Annotated in this window: 17 protein-coding genes; 13 read left to right on the top strand and 4 right to left on the bottom strand. The window is 60.6% G+C overall.

What is annotated here, in order from left to right; translation table 11 throughout:
• Nucleotides 1–16 precede the first annotated feature (16 nt).
• Entirely contained in the window at nucleotides 17–709 is a 693-nt protein-coding gene (locus C7I87_RS22210; RefSeq protein WP_149906226.1) for a TetR/AcrR family transcriptional regulator, read from the bottom strand.
• Nucleotides 710–794: 85 nt separating this feature from the next.
• Here C7I87_RS22210 and C7I87_RS22205 point away from each other — a divergent pair, with 85 nt between their 5' ends.
• The 6 genes from C7I87_RS22205 (at nucleotide 795) to C7I87_RS22180 (ending at nucleotide 7,922) form a co-directional block, all read left to right on the top strand.
• On the top strand, nucleotides 795–1,265 hold the full coding sequence (locus C7I87_RS22205) for a carboxymuconolactone decarboxylase family protein (RefSeq protein WP_149906225.1): 471 nt from the start codon (nucleotides 795–797) through the stop codon (nucleotides 1,263–1,265).
• 1,117 nt (nucleotides 1,266–2,382) lie between these two features.
• A complete protein-coding gene (locus C7I87_RS22200) occupies nucleotides 2,383–3,510 on the top strand; it encodes a UDP-glucuronic acid decarboxylase family protein (protein WP_246696353.1) in 1,128 nt (375 codons plus the stop codon).
• Nucleotides 3,410–4,396, top strand: a complete 987-nt coding sequence (gene galE, locus C7I87_RS22195) for a UDP-glucose 4-epimerase GalE (RefSeq protein ID WP_149906224.1) — start codon at nucleotides 3,410–3,412, stop codon at nucleotides 4,394–4,396. Before C7I87_RS22200 ends, galE begins: the two co-directional genes overlap by 101 nt.
• 95 nt (nucleotides 4,397–4,491) lie before the next feature.
• Complete coding sequence (locus tag C7I87_RS22190; protein WP_149906223.1) at nucleotides 4,492–6,279, top strand: glycosyltransferase family 2 protein; 1,788 nt, start codon at nucleotides 4,492–4,494, stop codon at nucleotides 6,277–6,279.
• A gap of 159 nt (nucleotides 6,280–6,438) precedes the next feature.
• Nucleotides 6,439–7,368, top strand: coding sequence for a glycoside hydrolase family 26 protein (locus tag C7I87_RS22185; protein WP_149906222.1), 930 nt, complete (start codon nucleotides 6,439–6,441; stop codon nucleotides 7,366–7,368).
• A 35-nt stretch (nucleotides 7,369–7,403) separates the two neighbouring features.
• The gene (locus C7I87_RS22180) at nucleotides 7,404–7,922 is read left to right on the top strand and encodes a DUF995 domain-containing protein (RefSeq protein WP_149906221.1); all 519 of its coding nucleotides are present in this window, start codon (nucleotides 7,404–7,406) and stop codon (nucleotides 7,920–7,922) included.
• Between the two features lie 218 nt (nucleotides 7,923–8,140).
• On the opposite strand, the gene C7I87_RS22175 is transcribed toward C7I87_RS22180, so the two are convergent.
• The 3 genes from C7I87_RS22175 to C7I87_RS22165 form a co-directional block, all read right to left on the bottom strand.
• On the bottom strand, nucleotides 8,141–9,088 hold the full coding sequence (locus C7I87_RS22175) for a glycoside hydrolase family 26 protein (protein WP_149906220.1): 948 nt from the start codon (nucleotides 9,086–9,088) through the stop codon (nucleotides 8,141–8,143).
• A 306-nt stretch (nucleotides 9,089–9,394) separates the two neighbouring features.
• A complete protein-coding gene (locus C7I87_RS22170) occupies nucleotides 9,395–9,844 on the bottom strand; it encodes a DNA polymerase III subunit chi (RefSeq protein WP_149906219.1) in 450 nt (149 codons plus the stop codon).
• Nucleotides 9,845–9,853: 9 nt separating this feature from the next.
• Nucleotides 9,854–11,389, bottom strand: coding sequence for a leucyl aminopeptidase (locus C7I87_RS22165; RefSeq protein ID WP_149906218.1), 1,536 nt, complete (start codon nucleotides 11,387–11,389; stop codon nucleotides 9,854–9,856).
• A gap of 363 nt (nucleotides 11,390–11,752) precedes the next feature.
• On the opposite strand from C7I87_RS22165, the gene lptF reads away from it, so the two are divergent.
• From lptF to C7I87_RS22130, 7 genes are all read left to right on the top strand, one after another.
• A complete protein-coding gene (lptF, locus tag C7I87_RS22160) occupies nucleotides 11,753–12,955 on the top strand; it encodes an LPS export ABC transporter permease LptF (protein ID WP_149906217.1) in 1,203 nt (400 codons plus the stop codon).
• Nucleotides 12,952–14,037, top strand: coding sequence for an LPS export ABC transporter permease LptG (gene lptG, locus C7I87_RS22155; RefSeq protein ID WP_188393946.1), 1,086 nt, complete (start codon nucleotides 12,952–12,954; stop codon nucleotides 14,035–14,037). The genes lptF and lptG overlap by 4 nt, the downstream gene beginning before the upstream one ends.
• Nucleotides 14,037–16,457, top strand: a complete 2,421-nt coding sequence (locus C7I87_RS22150; RefSeq protein ID WP_188393938.1) for an LPS-assembly protein LptD — start codon at nucleotides 14,037–14,039, stop codon at nucleotides 16,455–16,457. Before lptG ends, C7I87_RS22150 begins: the two co-directional genes overlap by 1 nt.
• Before the next feature lie 88 nt (nucleotides 16,458–16,545).
• A complete protein-coding gene (locus C7I87_RS22145; protein WP_188393937.1) occupies nucleotides 16,546–17,478 on the top strand; it encodes a peptidylprolyl isomerase in 933 nt (310 codons plus the stop codon).
• 13 nt (nucleotides 17,479–17,491) lie between these two features.
• Entirely contained in the window at nucleotides 17,492–18,508 is a 1,017-nt protein-coding gene (gene pdxA, locus C7I87_RS22140; protein ID WP_188393945.1) for a 4-hydroxythreonine-4-phosphate dehydrogenase PdxA, read from the top strand.
• A 25-nt stretch (nucleotides 18,509–18,533) separates the two neighbouring features.
• Nucleotides 18,534–19,373, top strand: coding sequence for a 16S rRNA (adenine(1518)-N(6)/adenine(1519)-N(6))-dimethyltransferase RsmA (rsmA, locus tag C7I87_RS22135; RefSeq protein ID WP_149906212.1), 840 nt, complete (start codon nucleotides 18,534–18,536; stop codon nucleotides 19,371–19,373).
• Between the two features lie 68 nt (nucleotides 19,374–19,441).
• Nucleotides 19,442–19,735, top strand: coding sequence for a DUF1330 domain-containing protein (locus tag C7I87_RS22130; protein ID WP_149906211.1), 294 nt, complete (start codon nucleotides 19,442–19,444; stop codon nucleotides 19,733–19,735).
• Nucleotides 19,736–19,773: the final 38 nt, after the last annotated feature.

Here is a 19,773-nt window from a genome sequence, read left to right as displayed (position 1 = left end):
AAAACCTTGGCCATTTCTACTTCTGCTCGCTAGGGCTGCCGCCTTGCGCGGATCTGTCCAGGGTAGCAGTGCGGATCCGCTCCATCTCGTCCAGAAGCATCTCCAGGCCAAGATCGAAGGTTTTGTCGAATTCAGCGGTGCCGAAGTAGCGGCCCGCGGTGGCGATGTTGGGGAAATCGCGCTCAAGCTGCTCACTGCTGACCGTTGTGACCGCCGACGGGCCCTTTGAATAACCGGCGGTCTCGTCGAGCACCGCCCCCCCCAGATAGTACCCGACCGCACGGAACAGCCTTGCGGCCATTTCCTGATCGAAGCCGCCGTCATTGAACAAGCCTACGATGTTGTTGATATAGGAAAGGCAAATGGGCGAATTCATCCGGTAGCTGAGAAAATAGCTCGCGAAGGCCGGATGCTCGCGACCGATACGCCGATAATCCAATACAGCCATGCGCATCCTCTGGCGCCATGGCAGATCCGGAGCCGGCATCTTCAACGGACCAATCAACCTGTCGACCAGCGACTCAAAGAGGTGCGCCTGCGAGGGAAAGTGATGGTAGATGCTCATCGCCTCGCAACCAAGTGCTGCCGCCAGCTTGCGCATCGAAAAGCCGGAAAGGCCCTCCCTCTCGATCACTTCGAAAGCCGCGTCCTCGATCATTTCGCGAGACAGACGCCCGCGCGCTCTCTTTTTCTTGATTGATTGATCCATTGCGCCGCTTGACAACTTACAGTGTAAGGTTCATTTTCGCAGTCACCTTACATCGTAAGGCTAACAAAGACCAGAGGAGAAAACCATGTCGTATCATCGCATCGTCAAATCCGTGCAGTCTTCATCCCAACGTGCGTTCCTGTTCGCCGCCGCGGCCTGCGTGCTGTCGCTCGGCACCGCGCCGGCCCATGCCGACGACTATGATGCAACCCTCAAGGACATCCAGTCGACCATGGGCGGTGTACCGAGCTTTGTGAAGCAGTTTCCCAAAACCGGTCTGCCCGGTGCCTGGGCCGAGGTCAAGGCCATCGAACTCAGCGACAAGACGGCGCTGCCGCCCAAGGTCAAGTCGCTGATCTCCCTGGCCGTGGCGGCACAAATCCCTTGCACCTATTGCATCTGGTCGGACACGCAGGACGCCAAGCGCGCCGGCGCAACCGACGAGGAGATCCAGGAAGCCGTGGCGATGGCGGCGCTGACGCGCCACTGGAGCACGATCTTCAACGGCATGCAGGTCGATTTCGATACATTCAAGAAGGAAATGGGTGGGCAGTAAGCCCATCGATGACGGCTGTGGCCATCCAGAAGAGGCCCGCCAATGGCGGGCCTCGGGCAGTCCATGCAGTAGAGGTCCGGAGGGAGCCGTTCCCTGCCCGAGCCAAGGCAAGCCACGGTCATGTATGACCATCGGGCCCACGCCAAGGGCTCTACCCAGGCGATCAGTAGCGGTAGCTAAATTAACTATTGTCCGGATAATTAAAGAGCCAATCGGCATATTGCAGGCGATTCGGGCAACGACGGACATTTCAGGGACGGAGGGACTTGATGTGCAAATATCACCAAGGTGAATTCACTCGCTTTGGCGAACCTAGACCAGTTCCGGAGCCAAATTCAAGATACAAATTTTTGGCTCTGAGCTTTGCTCTCGGTATAGCCGGCTGCCAATCCTCCAACACTGGATATCATGCTTTGGCCGCCCCAAAGCCGGATCGTAGCGTTATGACAAATAGCATCTCATCGACCACGGCAAGCTGGAATCCCTATATCGGGAACTCCGCGCACATTTGCAGCCCAAGCGGCTTTGGTCGGCAGTCACATTGCTTTCTGCGCGTGTAACGGCGACGTCTAAGCAGTTACGCTATAAAATTTCCGCGTTTTCTTCTGCCTAATAGGTATACGCCGCGATTTATATTTTACCTATATCTCAGTTTCGTTCACACCGATATAGCTGATGTTCTATGCGCTGCGCCATCCGATATATTCTGCTTTTATTTCCCTCCAAGACCGGATCGCCGATCAGATGGTTTGACGCGCGGGACCAAGATTCCAGTATCGTAATTAACCACTCACGAACGATTGTAGTTAATGGATAGCTAATTTAGTTGACTAGAATGTCCACAGGTTTATTTTTGACCCGTTGGGATGTGCAATTTGCGCAGGCAATGGGCGATGGTGGCACCAAGTGTGTAGTCACGAAAATTCGGGGCATCTGGAAGCTGGGCGGCGGCAATAAGCCGCGCCGCATCGATCCTGTGAACTCAAAGAGCAAGTAGCGCACATCAGAGATGGCGATTCCGCGCGAGCGGAGGGTTTTGTCACGTTCGAAAGAACGTGGCCGGGCGGTGCTTTGTCCTGCCCGGTCGATGGTGTGCGCCGTGCGTAAGGGGAAGACCATGAGTAAAATCATCAAGGTTTTGAAACTCCGGGATGGGATCAGCCGCAAAGGCACGCGCCAAAGTCGCGCCCTGGTCGCGGGGGGAGCAGGATTTCTAGGCTCGCATCTATGCGAACGGTTGCTGGCGGACGGATATGAAGTCGTCGCGCTCGACAATTTCCATACCGGCAAGAGATACAATCTCAATGCCATATTGAGCGATCCGGCATTCAGATGCATCGAGCATGACATTGTCGACGCGCTACCTGGGGACATTCCCGTCGATGAAATCTACAATCTCGCCTGCCCCGCCTCTCCGCCGCATTATCAGGCCGATCCGATCCACACGTTCAAGACCAGCGTACACGGCTCGCTGAACCTTCTGGAACTCGCGCGGCGCCACAATGCCAAGATCTTCCAGGCCTCCACTTCGGAGGTCTATGGCGACCCGCTGGTCCATCCTCAGCCGGAGAGCTATCTCGGCAACGTCAACACGCACGGCCCACGATCCTGCTACGACGAGGGTAAACGTTCGGCCGAAACCCTGTTCTTCGACTATTCGCGAACGTTCGGCATCGATGTCCGCGTTGCGCGGATATTCAACACCTATGGCCGTCGCATGCAGCCCGACGACGGCCGCGTGGTGTCGAACTTCGTCGTCCAGGCGCTGCGTGGCGAGGACCTGACCGTTTATGGCAGCGGCATGCAGACACGATCGTTCTGCTACGTGGACGACCTGATCGAGGGCTTTGTCAGCCTGATGAGAGCCCCGACGCCACCGCCGCATCCGGTCAATCTCGGCAATCCCGCTGAATTCACCGTCATGGATCTGGCCAAGCTGGTCGTCGATTATACGAACTCCCGGTCGCGGATTGTGCACCGGCCACTGCCCGTCGACGACCCCAGGCAACGCAGACCCGATATCTCCTTTGCCAGGCAACATCTCGGCTGGGAACCGACGATCAACCTGAGCCAGGGTCTTGCCCTATGGAGTATTTCGACGCCCTGCTCTACAGCAACCGGCCTGTTAAAGAGGCCGCCGTGTCATGACACGGCCCGTCATACTCGTGACAGGCGGCGCCGGCTTCATCGGCAGCCACACCTGCAAGCTCTTGGCGGCAGCCGGCTACCTCCCCGTGGTTTATGATGATCTCAGCCGCGGGAACGAGAAATCCGTCGGCTGGGGTCCGCTCGTCGTCGGCGATATCCGGGACAAACGCGCGCTGGAGCAGACGATCGGCAAATACCAGCCGAAGGCGATCATCCATTTCGCGGCCCTGGCCTATGTTGGAGAGTCTGTCCACCAACCGGCCGAGCACTATTCGACCAATGTGGCCGGAACCATCGCGGTGCTCGATGCGGCGCGCGCCGCAGCAATCGGCAACATCATCTTCTCCAGCAGTTGCGCGACCTACGGCGTGCCGGAGGTGCTGCCGGTGCGCGAGAGTTCGTCGCAGAATCCGATCAGCCCCTATGGGCGCAGCAAACTGATGGGCGAGCAGATCATCGGCGACTATTCGGCCGCCTATGGGGTGAAATACGCCATCCTGCGCTATTTCAACGCCTGCGGCGCCGATCCCGACGGGGAACTGGGGGAATGGCATTCGCCAGAAACGCACCTGGTTCCCAGGGTCCTGATGGCCGCCTCCGGGTTGATCGACGAGATCGAGGTCTTCGGCACCGACTACGACACCTCGGATGGCACCTGCGTGCGCGACTATATCCATGTCAGCGACCTCGCCCGCGCGCATCTGAAGGCGCTCTTGCACGTGGAAGCCGGCGGCGAAAGCCTGTCGGTCAATCTCGGGACAGGGCGAGGCGTGTCGATCAAGGAGATTTTGCAGGCAGTCAGCCGGATGACGTCGCGATCGGTCCCGGCTGTCTACAGAACCCGGCGCCTCGGGGACCCGGCCGCGCTCTATGCCGATCCGGTCAATGCACGCGAGCATCTGGGCTTCGTGCCCGAGTTTTCCGACATCGACACCATCGTCAGGACAGCGGCCCCGTTCTTTGGCCTCGAGGCGACGCGATGAGAACCAGTTTCGCGCCATCACATTGGACTTCCGGCAGAGCTATCGATGCAGTTTCGCATCGCGCCGACGAGCGCAATTCGTTTCTGGTCTCCTTGATGACCAGGCCGCAGAAGGCCGCGTACGTGTCGGCCTATCTGATCTGGCTTGCCTCATTGTGCTATTTCTGGTCGTGGTGGCTTGATCCGGCGCATGACGTCGGAACCGGGCGTTTCGTGATGGTGTCAGTGCTGGTGGCACTGACAATGGCCATGCCGCTTTACACACTGACGATATTTCTGCGCTCGAGGGTTCCAGCGTCCGGGATAGGCCTTTCACCCTCCTGTCGCGTGGCGATGGTCGTCACCAAAGCGCCGTCGGAGCCATTCTCGATCATTGCCGAAACGCTCACGGCAATGCGCCGCCAGGATCTGCGACACGACACTTGGCTGGCGGACGAGGATCCGTCCGAGGAGACGCTGGCTTGGTGCCGCGCGCATTCCGTTTTTGTTTCGACACGAAAGGGACGCGACGACTATCACCGGCCGCAATGGCCGCGCAGAACCCGGTGCAAGGAGGGGAACCTCGCCTTCTTCTATGACAATTACGGCTACGACCGGTACGACTTCGTTGCCCAGTTGGATGCCGATCACGTCCCCTCGCCATCCTATCTCAGGCACATGCTGGCGCCCTTCTGCGACCCACGAGTTGGTTATGTCTCGGCGCCAAGCATCTGTGACAGGAACGCAGGGAACAGTTGGTCGGCCAGAAGCAGGCTTTATGCGGAAGGCATACTGCATGGCGCTCTACAGGCCGGTTACAATGGCGGCTGGGCGCCGATCTGCTTCGGTTCGCACTACGCCGTTCGGACCGCCGCGCTGAAGGACATTGGCGGCCTGGGTCCCGAGCTTGCAGAGGACCACTCCACAACCCTGATGATGAATGCAAAGGGTTGGCGGGGCGCCCACGCCATCGATGCGATTGCCAATGGTGACGGTCCGCAGACATTCGCCGACCTCGCGACGCAAGAATTCCAATGGTCGCGAAGCATCATGACGCTTCTTATCAAATATACCCCCGCCTACATCGAAAAACTGCCCTTAAAGCTGCGGTTTCAATTCCTCTTCTGCCAGCTTTGGTACGGATTGTTCTGCGCAACGATGGTTATTTCGTTTTCGATTCCCATTGTCGCCCTTCTGTTCGACATGAACTTCGTCGGAACGGATTTTCCACAATTCTTCAAGCATCTCCTGCCATCGACGATCATTCTCACATCGATAAACACCTTGTTTCGCGCCAATGGCTGGTGGCGGCCAAAGAATGCCAAGGTCTTCAGCTGGGAAGGTATCCTGTTTCCGTTCGCCAGGTGGCCGTGGGCGCTGGCTGGCATACTGGCGGCCTTTCGCGATTGGGCTACCGGAACGTTCGTCGATTTTCGCGTGACGCCGAAGGGCGGCGGGCCAGCGGATGTCCTACCCTTCCGGGTCATCGCTCCATACGCAGTTCTGTCCATCACCTCTGCGCTGCCGGCGATCTTTGTCGAGGACGCCACGGCCGGGCGCGGCTTCTACTTCTTCGCCATATTCAACGCCGTCGTGTATGCGCTGATCCTGGTCGTCATCATCCTCAGGCATGCCTATGAAAACTCGATCAAGCCGAATGTCGGCCTCATCAGGCAGAGCGCGTTCGCGGGCGCGGTCTCGACGATCTCGGCGGTTTCATTGTCGTCCCACGGCCTCGAAGGCTTGGACACAATGGCGGCAGGCGCCGAGCCTCTAAAACTGACGCGCCTCACCTACGGCCCGTCCGGAGCAGGCCTGACAGCCGTGAAAGCCGGGAAGCTGCGTTTCGAGGTCTGGTGGGACAGCCAGGCCGCGACCGCCGGGAAGAAAGGAAACCAGCCATGACGATAACCATCGTCTGATCAGCAAGGATATGTCGGCGGCCACGCGGCCGCATGGATGGAATGCAAACCAAGCCCGTGAGGGAGGCACTGACGCCGAACTGATCTTCGGAAAACCCGATGATGCTCAACACAGCCAGGGAGTAATGTGATGAAACGGACGATGAAATCTTACCCGAGAAGCTTCGCGCTCCTTGTCGCGATGGGATTGGCCGCCAGCGTTACCATGCCTGCGACCCCGTCGCTTGGCGCGTCGACCGACCTATCGCAAAAGGCCACGCCGCAGGGCTCGGCTCCTGACTTTGGCGCGTACGACCCGTATGGCGCATTCAGCAACGACAAGACGGTCAAGATCGAGCATCTGTTTCTGCCATGGGAAGATGTCGACCTAGCAAGTCTGCCCGCGGCCGATACCTATGCGGCCGCAAGAGGACGGACCATCCTGATCACGATCGAGCCATGGACCTGGTCACAGCAATGGCGCGTCACGCCAAACGAACTCAGGGACGGCATCCTGTCCGGCAAATACGATCCGAACCTCGATGCCATCTGCAGGATCGCCGGAGGAATGAAGACGGCCGTCACCATACGTTTTGCGCACGAGATGGAAGACAAGACGGGCCGATTCTCCTGGGCGAACTGGGATCCGGCGGATTACATCAAGGCCTACAGACATGTCGTTGACCGGTGCCGGACACAGGCCCCTCACGCCACGTTCATGTGGTCGCCAAAGGGCGATGACGGCCTGGCCGCCTACTATCCTGGCGATAACTATGTCGACGTGATCGGCCTGTCGGTCTTCGGCCTGCAGAAATTCGACAGGGATAAATATGGCCGCGACCGGACTTTCTCCGAGCTGTTGAAGCCGGGCTACGACCGGGTTCTCCAGTTCAACAGACCGATTGTCGTCGCGGAACTCGGCTATTCCGGCAGCAAGGATTATGTCGCGGCGTGGGATGCGGAGGTACGTCAGCCCTTGCCTGCGTTCCCCAAACTCACGGCGGTCGTCTATTTCAACGACAAGGAAGTCTATCCTTGGCCAGAGCATTACGGCCTGCCTGACTGGCGGATAAAGCAGAACATCATCAACTGATTGCCTAGAGGGCAAAAGCAGAAAGGGAGTTGGCTATGCGTGCATTCAAACTGGTTGTCGGCGCTGTCGGAATCGCCTGCCTCCTGACAGGAGCAGCGTCGGCGCAAACGGTAAGTTCGATCGCCAAGCGGGCAGAACAGGGCAAGCCGCTGACAGCAGGTGACGTGCTGGCGATCTACAACAATATGACCTGGACCTGGAAGGATGGCGCCGGCTATTTCCAGCGGGAAAAGCGGCAATTCGCCGGATGGAGCGGAACAGGCCCGGCTGCCTCCTACGGCGAAGGCGTCTGGTTCCTCAAGGATGACGGGACCTTCTGCTTCCGTGCGAAGTGGACCAGCGCCAAGAAATCCAGCACGGACCATTCATGCTTTGCCCACAGAAGGGTTGGCGACACGATCTATGCCAAGAACACGGCCAAGGGAGACTGGTACGTTCTGACCGGCGACACCAAGGGCTACCAGGAGATCAAGATGCTGAAGCCGGGCGACCGGGTCAGCAAGAGGGTGCAGGAAATCAAGGATTCGTTGAACCAGCCAGCGACCGCGGACTGAGCGGGCGACTGCCTGATCAGCCCTCTGCCAGACAGCGTCTATGTCCAGGGATTGGATTTTGCCCCGGGCGGCTACAGCATGTCGCGGCGAATAGGATTCGCCCGACCTGCTGTAAGCTTCTGATTTTATGCATGTCGTTATCCCGGAACCGAGGACACTTCCGGGCGACATGCATTAGCCGCTTCCGGGCTGATGCCTGGGTCCGGGCCGCCTGCACGTCAGGGCAGCGCCACCAGTTTGGTTGGATCGACTCGCCAATCCGGTGAACCGAACCCTTGCGGCCAATAATGAGGTTCCTTGTCGTTGAAATAGACGATGGTCCTCAGCAACGGGAATTTCGCGCCATTGGTGTCGTGGTCCATGATCTCGGCTAGCCAGCGATCGACATAGTCCTGGTCGCCAGAAATGCCGAGTTCGGAGATGATCACAGGCTTGGCGTAGGCGACCACATTTCGATACGTTTCCCAGAAGACTTCGCGAAAAGCGCGATCGCGCCCGCCATGCTTGCGGTCCCACTTCTGCAGTCCCCAGAGAGATACGCCGACATAGTCGACATAGTCGGGACCAGGATAGTATTTCCTCAGCTCTCCATCGCCGCGCGGCGACCACACGATGAGCGTGTTGGGGGACAGCTTTCGGCACCGTTCGGCCACATGCCGGAAGGCGGCAATGAAGCTGGCGGGGTCTTTGTAAGCCCAGGGATAACGGTCCGACACCACCTCCATCTCGTGCCCCCAGCGCAGCAAGGTACGGCCGGACGACCTTGCCAGTTCCGAGCAGACATGATCGATCTGGCTGTCATATTTTGCCTGCGCGATTTCACGCAGCATCGCGTCGCCGCCACGGCGCATCCTCGATGCCTTCGGCCATGGCTCCACGGTGACCATAAGGTCGCGCCCACGTTCGGCAGCTTCGGCCGCCTTCTGCCTCAGCTTGCTGGCATCGAACGGCTCCCAGGCGACAAAAACATGCTCGATGCGAAAATCGGTGGCCGATTTGAAAGCGTCGGCCGGATCGTAGACGCCGAATTCGATCGGCGCGGGTTGGGGCACGGCAAGGTCTTGGCGGGGCGGCAGGGCCGTGGTTTCCATACGGTCGATATTGGCATGCTCGAGGCTCGCGGTGAAAGCCAGTGGAGCGAGCGAGGCGTTTCCCGGAAGCATCATTCCAAACGCCACGCAGAGTTGGACTATGAGATGGTTAAACAGCATCGATGTATCCCCGATCTGCCGGGGATACTGCGCCGCGCTGCTTGATTTTTGACAAATAATATATGTATTTCAATTAGTTAGTGAACGAATGCTTCTTCGGAATGCTAAAATTTTATTCGGTTTCGAGACATTCGGCCAATGTCCCACGCTTGTCTCCAATAAGCGCCGGTCCATCATCCGGGCACCGATCATCCGCGTCTTCGACGACTTGATCGCGATGTCGGCCGTTTCACCCTGTTGAGCCAGATGATACGCGGAGGGCTAAGCCTTGCGCTCCCAGCGGCGGTCCGCGGTCTGCTGCCAGTAAGTGACCGCGTGACCCGCGTCCTTCATCGTCTTCCAATGCGCCCGGGCCATCTCGACCTGGGCCGCGTCATGGCCATCGAACAGGAACACCGCACGCTCGTAGCCGCCAAGGTCGGGCGGCGCCGCGCCGTCAACCAGGAACCTGATCTTGGCTTCGTTGGGATTGCCGTCGCCGGTGGTCAACAGGATAGGTTGTTCGGCTGGATAAGCTTCGCGATCGGTCGCGTGCGCCAGAAAGGAATCATCGCGGAAAGTCCATAGATGCTGGTCTAGCGCGTCGCGCCGCTCCTCGGTGCCGGTCTGCACCACGGCGCGCCAACCGCGATCGACGCTGCGCTCGAGCAGGCCCGGCAGCGCATCCTCCAGCGTCGATTCGGTCAGATGGTAGAACAGCACATCGGCCATGGATCGACGTCAACTCTCGTAGTGATCACGCACCAGCCGGTCCAGCAGCCGCACGCCGAAACCCGAACCCCACGACTGGTTGATCTCGTTCAATGGCGAGCCCATCGCGGTACCGGCAATGTCGAGATGCGCCCAGGGTGTGTCCTTGACGAAGCGCTGCAGGAACTGCGCGGCGATGATCGCGCCGCCGTAGCGGCCACCGATGTTCTTCATGTCGGCATTCTTGGAATCGATCAACTTGTCGTATTCGGCGCCGAGCGGCATGCGCCATAGCCGCTCCTGCGTTGACTGTCCGGCCGCGGTCAGCCTTTGCGCCAGTTCGTCATTGTTGGAGAACAGGCCGGCATAATGCACGCCGAGCGCAACCATGATGGCACCGGTCAGCGTCGCCAGGTTGACCATGAATTTCGGCTGGAAGCGGTCGTTGCAGTACCACAGCGCGTCGGCCAGGACGAGGCGTCCCTCGGCGTCGGTGTTGAGCACCTCGATGGTCTGTCCCGACATCGAGGTGACGATGTCGCCCGGGCGCTGAGCATGACCGTCGACGGCGTTTTCGACAAGACCGATGATGCCGACGACATTGGCCTTCGCCTTTCGCGCCGCGAGTGCGTGCATCAACCCGGTCACGGCGGCAGCGCCGCCCATGTCACCCTTCATGTCCTCCATGCCCGACGCCGGCTTCATCGAATTGCCGCCGGTGTCGAACGTGACGCCCTTGCCGACGAAGGCGACCGGGCTGTCCTTCGGCTTGCCGCCGTTCCATTGCATGACCGCCATACGGGCGCCTCGGGGCGAGCCTTGCGCCACACCGAGCAGTGAGCCCATGCCGAGCTTCTTCATCTCCTTCTCCGTCAGGATCTCGACCTTGACGCCGAGCGCCTCGAGGTCCTTGGCGCGGGCGGCGAACTCGACCGGTCCCAGCACATTTGCCGGTTCATTGACCAGGTCGCGCGCCAGAAGCACACCGTCGATCACCGCCTCGGCATCGGCGAAGGCTTTCTTGGCGCCTGCCGGGTCGGCGGTATGGATTGTCACCTTGACCGGTTTTTTCGGTTCGGCCTTACCGCCCTCTTGGCCGCTCCCCTGGCCGTCGTCCTTATCCTTCCTGGTCTTGTACTTGTCGAAGGAATAGCCGCGCAAAAGAATGCCCGCCGCGAGGTTCGCGGCATCCTTGCCATCGGGCGAGGCACCGGCTAGGTCGAGCACCACGGCCACGTCGGCTGCCTTGCGCAGCGATGCAGCAATAGTACCGCCGAGCTTCAGCCAGGCATACTCGTCGAGCCCCGACACCCTGCCGGCACCGACCGCGACCAATCTGTCGAGCGATGTTGCTTCCGGCGCCAGGATTTCGACAGTGCCGGCGAACTTGCCGGTAAACTCGGCGACCGGGAAAGCCCTATCCAGCGTCTTGCCCGGATCGTAAGCCCTGGCCGCATCGCTCAAGCCACCGTCATCCGCCGACAGCACGAAGACCGTGCCCTTTCTATTCGCCGCCGTCTGGGGCGCGGCGAATTTTGCAAAGGCGATCGATGGTCTCGGGTTCATCATGTCCTGCTTTCGGGGATTGCGCGATGATGCGCGAAGCGGTTTGGAGCGATCCGCGACATTTGGTCGTTTTCCGGCATTTGGCAAGACTTTGCCAAAATGGCTACCCATATGAGACATGGAATCGATGGCGATTCGTCGCGGCACGGCCCGCTTCAAGCCGCAACCTGTTGTTAACCATCGATGTTCGTCCTTTCTTATCCATTGCCGCCGACACTCCGGCCTACTGCGGTACGCGACGTGGGACGGGGACCGGATCGCCTGCCTGATGCAGCCCGACGGTGCCAGTTGTGCGGGCGTCGCCGGACAGCTACCCTTAGCGTGGTGGCATGATGCCGTTCGAGAAAATCGAGTAAAGCCTTCATGAAGGTCGTTGAACGCTACATCATGCGCCGCGCTTTCGTGGTCTTCCTGGCGGCGCTGGTCTGGACACTGGCCATCGTGTGGACGACGCAGGTGCTGGCTAAGATCAACCTGGTCACCGACAGCGGCCAATCGGCTTTGACCTTCTTCGAGGTCGCGTCTCTTATTCTCCCTTCCATCGTTCCGATCGTCGTGCCTTTCGCGCTCGTGGTGGCGGTCGCGCAGACACTGAGCGTGATGAATTCGGATTCGGAACTCGCGGTGGTCAATGCATCGGGTGCCTCGCGCTGGACCATCGTGCGGCCGATCATGCTGCTGGCGCTGGCCGCCAGCGTCTTTTCGTTCGCCGTGGACAACGGCATCGACCCCTATGCACGACAGAAGAACCGCGCCCTGGTGGCGGAGTCGCGCGCCGACCTCTTGTCGCTGATCATCCAGGAAGGCACCTTCCGCAAGATCGAGGACGGACTGTTCCTGCAGATTGGCGAGCGGCTTCCCGACAACCGGCTGGGTGGCATCTTCGTCGCCGATTCGCGCGAAGAAGGCGTCAATCTCGTCTATTATGCGAAGACCGGCAGCATCATCGAACGCGGCGGCGAAAAGGTGCTGATGATGAATGACGGCGTCATCCATCGCAAAACGCTGACAGGCGACCTCAGTGTCATCCGGTTCACGTCCTATGCCTTCGACATGTCGGCTTTCATGTCGGCGGCAAACCAAGTGACGTTGCTCCCGAAAGACCAGACCACCCAATACCTGCTCAATCCAAGTCCTAACGACAAGAATTACCAGCAAAATCCCCAGGAATACCGGGCCGAGGTCGACCAGCGGTTTTCGGAATGGACGTACTCCATGGTTTTTGCGCTGATCGCGCTCGCGGTGGCGGGAGACGCGCGTTCGCATCGCGAGGCGCGCGTCAATCCGCTGATCACGGCCATCGCGATATCGCTGTTCGTACGCTGGCTGGGTTTCTTCGCCGCGAGCAAGGCCGACGAGGTCCCGCAATATTCCTATATGGTCTATGGCGTGCCGATCGTGGCCTCCGCGGTGGCGATCTGGTTCATCGTGTCGAACCGGACCATGGAACTGCCGGTTGCCTGGGCGGACTGGATGACAAACCTGGCCAGCCGCATCGGTGACGGCTGGAATGCCCTCAAGTTGCGTCTATCCAGACGCGACACCTCAGGCCAAGGGGTCGGCTGATGGGCTGGACTCTGGGCCGATATTTCTTCTTCCGCTACGTGGCGATCACGATCTGGTTCTTCCTCGGCCTTCTGGCACTGGTGTTCCTTATCGATTTCACCGAACTGTCCGGCCGCACCACCGGCCTGCCAGGGTTCACCTATGGCACGGCGATGGCCATTTCAGGTCTTCGAATGCCCATGATCATGCTGCAGACAGTGCCGTTTGTCGGCTTGTTCTCGGCGATGGCGACGCTGGTTTCGCTCAACCGACGTTACGAACTTGTCATCGCGCGGTCCGCGGGCGTTTCTGCCTGGCAGTTCCTTTTGCCATGCTGCATCGGCGCACTGCTGTTCGGCGCCGTGTCGGTCGGGCTCATCAACCCGCTCGCCGCGCACGCCTTCTCCTTGTCCGAACAGATCGAGACCCAGCTGCGCTCCGGCAAATCGAACGCGGTTTCGGCCGATGCCGCTCCCTGGATTCGCCAGAAAACCACTTCCGGCGACACGATCATCGGCGCGCGGGCCATCCTCGACCAGGGCCTGGAGATGTCCGACGCGGTGTTTTTCATCCTCGACCAGCAAGGCAATATCGTCGAGCGCAAGGATGCGGCACGTGCTTACCTGCGCGACGGCTATTGGGAATTGCAGGATGTGAAGACCTTCAGGAACGGTACCATCCAGCCCGTCGCGAACGATCGTGTGCCGACCAATCTGAAGCCGGAATTCGTGCAGGAGCGGCTGGCGCGCCCGGAGACAATTCCTTTCTATGACCTGCCCGGAAAAATCGAGGTTGCCCGTTCCTTCGGCCTCAAGGCAAATGCCTTTGCCATGCAGTTTGATTCGCTGGTGGCGTTGCCGTTCCTCCTCGTCGCCATGACGCTGATTGCGGCAACAGTTTCAATGCGATTTGCGCGAATGGGGCAGTCGGCAACGATGATTCTGGGTGGCGTCGTTGCCGGGTTTCTGCTTTATGTCGTTTCGGTGCTTGTGAAGGCGTTCGGCGTGGCGGGGTTCGTGCCGACTGCCATAGCCGCCTGGGTACCGGTCGTGGTAGCTATGTTCTTCGGGGTGACTTTCCTGCTATACAAGGAAGACGGCTAGTGAGGGAGGCGTTTTTGCCCAGCGACAGGCAGGCCCGTTTGGCGCGCCTTTATGCGGCGAGCGCCTTGGCGTGCCTGGTTGCTTGCGGCGTCCCGCTGCCGGCGTTCGCGCAGGACGTCAGCAACATGGCGACCACGGTTCCGTCAGGCTCGCAGATGCTGCTGGCCGCCGACACGCTGGAATATAACAACGATAACCAGACAGTGACCGCCATCGGCGGCGTGCAGATCGACTACGGCGGCAACCGCCTCGTCGCTCAGAAAGTCGTCTACAACCGCAATACCAAGCGGATGGTTGCCAGCGGCAATGTCGAGATCGTCAACAGCGACGGCACCAAGATCAATTCGCAGCACATCGACATCACCGACGATTTCGCCGACGGTTTCGTCAACGCGTTGCGCGTTGAAACCATCGACAAGGCTTATTTCGCCGCCGAAAGTGCTGAACGCATGGGCGGCGTGCTGACCACCTTCCACAATGGTGTCTACACCGCCTGCGAACCGTGCGAGGACAAGCCCGACAAGGCACCGACATGGCGCGTCAAAGCCAGGAAGATCATCTGGAACGGTGAGAAGAAGACGGTTCGTTTCGAGAACGCGAATTTCGAGTTCTTCGGCTTTCCGCTGGCCTACCTGCCGGCGTTCGAGATCGCCGACCCGACGGTGAAGCGCAAGAGCGGCTTCCTGATCCCCAGCATCGGCTACAACAGCCATCTGGGGTACAGCGTCAAGGTTCCCTACTATTTCGCCCTTTCGCCGACATATGATCTGACGGTGACCGGAAGCGGCTATACCAAGCAGGGCTTCCTCGGCGAAGCCGAATGGCGCCAGCGCTTCAACAACGGCCAATACACTTTCAAGATGGCTGCCATCCAGCAGCAGAATCCGGATGCCTTCATCGACAGCGCCGGCCGCAACATCAATTCGGGCGCGGCGGGCGATTCCAACAAGTTCCGCGGCATGATGGGCACGCAGGGGCAGTTCGCGATCAACGAACGCTGGAATTTCGGCTGGGACGTGCTGCTGCAGACCGACAAGAACTTCTCGAACACCTACAACATCGACAAGTACAATGCATATGTCCACCAGTCGTCGGTCTACCTGACTGGCCTTAATGGCCGCAACTATTTCGACGTGCGCGCCATGCATTTCGAGGTCCAGGAAAACACGCTCAACAGCAATCCGGCAGCGCGAAGCGGCCAGCAGCCCTGGGTTCTGCCCTCGCTCGACTACGCCTACATTCCCGACACGTCGGTCGCCGGCGGCCAGTTGTCGCTCAACGTCAATACGCGCGTCATCCGCCGCGAGGATCTAGACCAGGCCTATTTTACCCCATACGTACCCGGTTCGGGTACGCAGCGTGTGCGCGGCATCGAAGGCGAGTCCAGCCGTGTTACCGCCGAGGCCGAGTGGAAACGCAGCTTTGTCACCGATGACGGGCTGGTGCTGACGCCGTTGCTGGCGCTGCAAGGCGACGTCGACTATGTCAGAGCCTCATCGGCCTCGCTCACCGCAGTCAACCAGATGGCGACGAATCTGGGCGAGCAGGACGACATGCGCTCGTCCTTTGCCCGCTACATGGCGACCGCTGGGCTCGAGATGAGCTGGCCCCTGTTGTTCTCGCTGGCCAGCGGGTCGAGCCACGTTGTCGAGCCGATGGCACAGGTGTTCCTGCGTCCGAACGAACAGTATGTCGGCGGCCTCTCCATTCCGAACGAAGACGCGCAAAGCATGGTTTTCGATGCGACCACGCTGTTCGAACGTGACAAGTTCTCCGGTTATGACCGCATCGAAGGCGGCTCGCGTGCCAATGTCGGGCTGCGCTATTCCGGCTCCTACATCAATGGCTGGGGCACCAATGCGATCTTCGGCCAGTCCTATCAGATCGGCGGCGAAAACTCCTTCGCGGCACCCGATCTGGTCAATGTCGGCGCAAATTCGGGGCTTGAGACCACCAAGTCCGACTATGTCGGCCTGTTTGGCATAACCAGCCCCAATGGCTTCGCGGCCTCGGTCAGCGGCCGGTTCGACGAACAGAGCTTCGAGATCCGCCGCGCCGAGCTAAAAGCTGCTTATTCCGGCCTGCCGGTGTCGTTGAGCGCCAAGTATGCCTTCATCCAGGCCCAGCCGCTCTATGGTTTCACGACCGACCGTCACGAGGTCACGCTCGGCGCATCGACGCATCTTGCCGAGAACTGGCGCGTGTTCGGGACAGGAACCTACGACTTGCAGGAGGGCCTGCTGGTCAAGGACGGGGTGGGCTTCGCCTACAACGATTCCTGCTTCACCTATCTGATGACGTACGCGCAGTCGCGTGACCTGAACACCAGGGAAGTGACGCAGAGCATCGGATTCAACCTGTCGTTCCGCACCCTCGGCGACTTCGGCTCGTCGACCAACGCAATCGACACCATCCAATAAGCGGCGACATCGTTTCGCCGCATAGGGCTGGCACGGATTCGCGTATCCGGAAGGGGACGGAATTGGGCGGAGCCGGACTAGAATTGGGATGCCAACGATGAGGAAATACCTCTTTTCAGCAGGGTTCGCGTTGCTTGTGGCGGCGACATCCGTGTCGATGACAGTGATGACGCCGCCGGCTTTTGCCAGCGAGATCAAATACGTCGTCAACGACATAGCAATCACCAGTGGTGATATCGCCCATCGTGCCGCCTTCCTGAAGCTGCAGCGCAAGAAGGGCGACGCTGCACAGGAAATGATCGACCAGTCGCTGCGCGTCGCCGAGGCCAGACGGCTTGGCATCCGTATCAGCGATGCCCAGGTCGAGGCCGCCTACCAGCGCTTTGCCACCAACAACAAGATGCAGCTTGGTCAGCTCGATGGCGTCATGGAAAAATCCGGTGTCGGCAAGGATCACTTCAAGGAGTTCATTCGCGCCCAGATGGCATGGAACCAGGCCCTGAGCGCGCGTTACCGTTCCGGCGAAGGTGGCAGCGTGACCGAACAGGACGCGGTGCGGCGCATGCTGGACAAGGGCGGAGCCAAGCCGAGCGCCATGGAATACATGCTGCAGCAGGTCATCTTCGTCGTGCCGGCAGCCGAACGCAGCGCGACGCTGGCCAAACGCAAGCGCGAGGCCGACGCCATGCGTGCCCGCTTCAACGGCTGCAACACGACGCGTGAGTTCGCCAAGGGCCTGATCGACGTCACCGTTCGCGACCTCGGCCGGGTTCTGGCGCCGCAACTGCCGCCGGACTGGGCCGAGCAGATCAAAGCGACCAAGGTCGGCGGCGCCACCGTCACGCGCGAGACCGAACGCGGCGTCGAATTCATCGGCATCTGCTCGTCGCGCGAAGTGTCCGACGACAAGACGGCCCAGATGGTGTTCCAGAGCGAAGGCTCCAACGACAAGGCCGCCGACGATCTCAGCAAGAAATATGTCGAAGAGCTGAAGGCGAAAGCCCGCATCGTCAAGCGCTGACGTGAGCAACGCGATGACCGCGCTGGCGTTGAGCGTCGGCGATCCGTCCGGTATCGGTCCTGAAATCGCCGTCGCCGCCTTCCTTGCGCGCAACGCTGTCGGCTTGCCGCCCTTCTATTTGCTGGCTGACCCGGCCGTGGTCGCCGCGCGCGCGCGCCACCTTGGCGTTTCGCTGCCTGTCCAGGAAGTGACGCCGGTGCAGGCGGCCGAGGTGTTTGGCCGCGCCTTGCCGATCGTTCCCCTGACGGCGCGCTTCATCGACAGCCCGGGCCGGCCCGATCCGGCCAATGCAGCCGGCACCATCGAAGCGATCGACCGCGCAGTCGAGGCCTGCCTTGCCGGCGATGCCGCTGCAGTGGTGACCTGCCCGATAGCCAAGAAGCCGCTCTATGATGCCGGCTTCCGCTTTCCCGGCCACACCGAATATCTGGCGCATCTGGCGGCTCGGCACAGCGGCGTCGAGGCGATGCCGGTGATGATGCTGGCAGGCCCGGACTTGCACACGGTTCCCGTCACCATCCACATCGCTCTGGCCGATGTGCCGAAGGCCCTGAGCACCGAGTTGATCGTCGCGACGGCGCGCATCACTGCGGCCGACCTTGCCAGCCGCTTCGGCATCGCCAAGCCGCGGCTCGCCGTTGCCGGCCTCAATCCGCATGCCGGCGAAGGCGGCTCCATGGGCCTGGAAGACGAGCATATCGTGCGCCCGGCGGTAGACATCCTGCGCGCTGAAGGCATCGACGCTTTCGGCCCCTTGCCAGCCGATACACTGTTCCATGCTCGGGCGCGGGCGGGCTACGATGTGGCGCTGTGTATGTATCACGACCAGGCATTGATCCCGGCCAAGGCGCTCGCCTTCGACGAGGCGGTCAACGTCACGCTGGGCCTGCCCTTCATCCGCACCTCGCCCGACCACGGCACCGCCTTCGACATCGCCGGCAAGGGCGTGGCGCGACCGGACAGCCTGATCGCTGCGCTGAAGCTTGCCAGAAAACTGGCCGACATCGACGCAAAGGCTGTCGCCGCATGAGTGCTTCCGCTTCCGGTCTTCGCGCATGAGCATCGATGGGCTGCCGCCGCTGCGCGACGTCATCGAGCGCCATGGGCTGCAGGCGAAAAAAGCGCTCGGCCAGAACTTCCTGCTCGATCTCAATTTGACAGGCAAGATCGCACGCAGCGCCGGTGACCTGACGAATGCCACGGTGATCGAGGTCGGGCCTGGGCCTGGAGGGCTGACAAGGGCTCTGCTGTCGAACGGCGCCCGCCGGGTCGTCGTCATCGAGCGCGACGAACGCTGCCTGGCAGCGCTTGCCGAAGTCTCCGCTCATTACCCCGGTCGGCTGGAAGTGATTTCGGGCGACGCGCTGAAGACCGACTTCGCCGCCCTCGCGTCCGCGGCTGCCGGAGACAGCGGCCAGGTGCGGATCGTGGCCAATCTGCCTTACAACATCGGCACGGAACTGCTGGTCCGATGGCTTACGGTCGCGGACTGGCCTCCTTTCTATGCCTCGATGACGCTGATGTTCCAGCGTGAGGTCGCCCAGCGCATCGTTGCAGCACCCGACAGCGATGCCTATGGCAGGCTGGGTGTGCTCGCCGGCTGGCGCACGCAGGCCAGGATCGCCTTCGACGTCCCGCCCCAGGCCTTCACGCCGCCGCCCAAGGTCACCTCTTCGGTGGTGCACCTGGAGCCGCGTAGGACACCCCTGCCCGCCGATGTGAAGAAACTCGGCCGGGTCACGGAAGCCGCCTTCGGCCAACGCCGAAAGATGCTGCGGCAAAGTGTGAAAAGCCTCGGCGGAGAGGCGCTGCTCGAGCGCGCAGGCATCGATCCTACCCGACGCGCCGAAACGCTGAGCGTGGAGGAATTCGTCCGGCTGACGAACGCGGTGTGAGCGCCGGCAAGTCTGGAATTGCCCCGATCGAGACATAGATAGTTCGGCGAACATGCCGGAGAGCCAGAATGCCTGCCTATATCATTTCCGATGTCACGATCCGCAACGAAGTGGCATTCCAGACGTACCGCTCACGTGCCGCAGCCTCTATCGAACGGTATGGCGGGCGCTATCTGGTGCGCGGCGGTCAGGTGGAGACGTTGGAAGGCGAGTGGCATCCCGGGCCGCTGATCGTCGTCGAATTTCCTGACGTCGAGCGGGCACGGCGCTGGTACGCATCCGCCGAGTATGCTGCGGCACTGGATGTGCGCGACGCCGCGCTCAGCCGACATCTGATCCTGGTCGATGGCATAGCGCCCTGACGCCGGTTAGATGTTTGATCCCAGGGTTTGATGGTGCA

Source organism: Mesorhizobium sp. SARCC-RB16n (assembly GCF_008520305.1).
Taxonomy (GTDB): Bacteria; Pseudomonadota; Alphaproteobacteria; order Rhizobiales; family Rhizobiaceae; genus Mesorhizobium.
This window is presented reverse-complemented; position numbering and strand designations above follow the sequence as displayed.

Excerpts from the sequence above, each read along its gene's own strand:
- C7I87_RS22165 (WP_149906218.1), bottom strand. The coding sequence starts at position 11,389 with ATGAACCCGAGACCATCGATCGCCTTTGCAAAATTCGCCGCGCCCCAG.
- C7I87_RS22175 (WP_149906220.1), bottom strand. The coding sequence starts at position 9,088 with ATGATGCTTCCGGGAAACGCCTCGCTCGCTCCACTGGCTTTCACCGCG.
- C7I87_RS22190 (WP_149906223.1), top strand. The coding sequence starts at position 4,492 with ATGACCAGGCCGCAGAAGGCCGCGTACGTGTCGGCCTATCTGATCTGG.
- C7I87_RS22130 (WP_149906211.1), top strand. The coding sequence starts at position 19,442 with ATGCCTGCCTATATCATTTCCGATGTCACGATCCGCAACGAAGTGGCA.
- C7I87_RS22180 (WP_149906221.1), top strand. The coding sequence starts at position 7,404 with ATGCGTGCATTCAAACTGGTTGTCGGCGCTGTCGGAATCGCCTGCCTC.
- C7I87_RS22170 (WP_149906219.1), bottom strand. The coding sequence starts at position 9,844 with ATGGCCGATGTGCTGTTCTACCATCTGACCGAATCGACGCTGGAGGAT.
- C7I87_RS22145 (WP_188393937.1), top strand. The coding sequence starts at position 16,546 with ATGCCAACGATGAGGAAATACCTCTTTTCAGCAGGGTTCGCGTTGCTT.
- lptF (WP_149906217.1), top strand. The coding sequence starts at position 11,753 with ATGAAGGTCGTTGAACGCTACATCATGCGCCGCGCTTTCGTGGTCTTC.
- C7I87_RS22185 (WP_149906222.1), top strand. The coding sequence starts at position 6,439 with ATGAAATCTTACCCGAGAAGCTTCGCGCTCCTTGTCGCGATGGGATTG.
- pdxA (WP_188393945.1), top strand. The coding sequence starts at position 17,492 with ATGACCGCGCTGGCGTTGAGCGTCGGCGATCCGTCCGGTATCGGTCCT.
- C7I87_RS22210 (WP_149906226.1), bottom strand. The coding sequence starts at position 709 with ATGGATCAATCAATCAAGAAAAAGAGAGCGCGCGGGCGTCTGTCTCGC.
- galE (WP_149906224.1), top strand. The coding sequence starts at position 3,410 with ATGACACGGCCCGTCATACTCGTGACAGGCGGCGCCGGCTTCATCGGC.
- C7I87_RS22200 (WP_246696353.1), top strand. The coding sequence starts at position 2,383 with ATGAGTAAAATCATCAAGGTTTTGAAACTCCGGGATGGGATCAGCCGC.
- C7I87_RS22205 (WP_149906225.1), top strand. The coding sequence starts at position 795 with ATGTCGTATCATCGCATCGTCAAATCCGTGCAGTCTTCATCCCAACGT.
- rsmA (WP_149906212.1), top strand. The coding sequence starts at position 18,534 with ATGAGCATCGATGGGCTGCCGCCGCTGCGCGACGTCATCGAGCGCCAT.